Here is a 478-nt window from a genome sequence, read left to right on the forward strand (position 1 = left end):
AGTCAGCACAGGAGCAGAAGAAACCCGTCGATCCGAAAAGTGCAAAGCCTGCTAAAATAAAAGAAAAGCATGTCCAGATGAAAAAGGAAAAAAGCTTAGATGCCCCATCTATCAAAGCTCTTCCGATGAAGGCAGAAATCAGTGTGCTTGAAAGCGGCAAGTCCACGTACACAGATGAAGCGACAGGGAGATATCAGCTTTCTCATGGTGCAGGGGAATTTACAGTGAAAGCTGAAGCATATGGCTTTGAATCACGCACACAAAAAGTCAATATTCCTGCAAATGATCAAGCAGAGGCAAATTTCTCCCTGCAGCCACTAGAAAAACGAACGATATCTGGCACAATTGTCAATGAAACAACGGGTGCAAAAGTAAAGGATGCTACGGTTTATCTTGTAGAGGATGCGAAAATTGAGCCGGTGAAAACAGATGAATCTGGCGAGTTTTCTCTAGAGGCATTGAGCGGTGTGTATACAGT

1 protein-coding gene is annotated in these 478 nt (G+C 43.7%); it reads left to right on the plus strand.

The window, feature by feature from the left end; genetic code table 11:
- Window positions 1-478, plus strand: a 478-nt coding sequence (locus GFC01_RS18000; protein ID WP_194175034.1) for a carboxypeptidase-like regulatory domain-containing protein, incomplete at both ends; no start/stop codon positions are given.

Origin of the sequence: Desulfofundulus thermobenzoicus (genome assembly GCF_009428905.1) — a bacterium.
Taxonomy (GTDB): domain Bacteria; phylum Bacillota; class Desulfotomaculia; order Desulfotomaculales; family Desulfovirgulaceae; genus Desulfofundulus_A; species Desulfofundulus_A thermobenzoicus.